A 568-nucleotide genomic window follows, 5' to 3' on the forward strand; every position below is an offset into this window, starting at 1 on the left:
TAACACTCCACTGAGGGTTATGCCAGACGATGTAGATGTTTGGTTCCAAGATGAAGCTCGTTTTGGTCAACAAAACACGACGAGTCGTGTTTGGGCAAAGAAAGGAAGCAGGCCACGAGCAGTCAAACAGCAACAATTCGAGTACGCCTATTTGTTTGGTGCGGTTTGCCCAGCAAATGGTAAAACTGAGGCGATAATAACCCCATACGTAAACAAAGAAGTAATGACATTACATATGGAGCAAATATCAAAGGCGACAGAATTAGGTAGACATGCCGTCGTCATAATGGATGGCGCAGGTTGGCACACATTCGATACGGTTCAGCCATTTGATAATGTCACTCTCATCAAATTGCCACCGTATTCACCAGAGTTGAATCCAATAGAGCAAGTATGGAGTTGGATTAGGCAACATCATATCGCGAACCGATGTTTTGAAGGTTATAACGATATTGTCGACTCTTGTACGAAAGCATGGAACGATTTTATCAGCGATACAAAACGGGTGACAAAAATGTGTACGAGGGATTGGATATGCCTGACCTAATCTTTTTCCGAAATGGTATAA

Annotated in this window: 1 protein-coding gene; it reads left to right on the forward strand. The window is 42.8% G+C overall.

The features are described from left to right. A partial coding sequence (locus Q4575_RS19735) for an IS630 family transposase (protein WP_303523943.1) occupies window positions 1-547 on the forward strand: 547 nt, incomplete at its 5' end. Window positions 548-568: the final 21 nt, after the last annotated feature.

Source organism: Psychrosphaera sp. 1_MG-2023, from assembly GCF_030548245.1.
Classification (GTDB): Bacteria; Pseudomonadota; Gammaproteobacteria; order Enterobacterales; family Alteromonadaceae; genus Psychrosphaera; species Psychrosphaera algicola.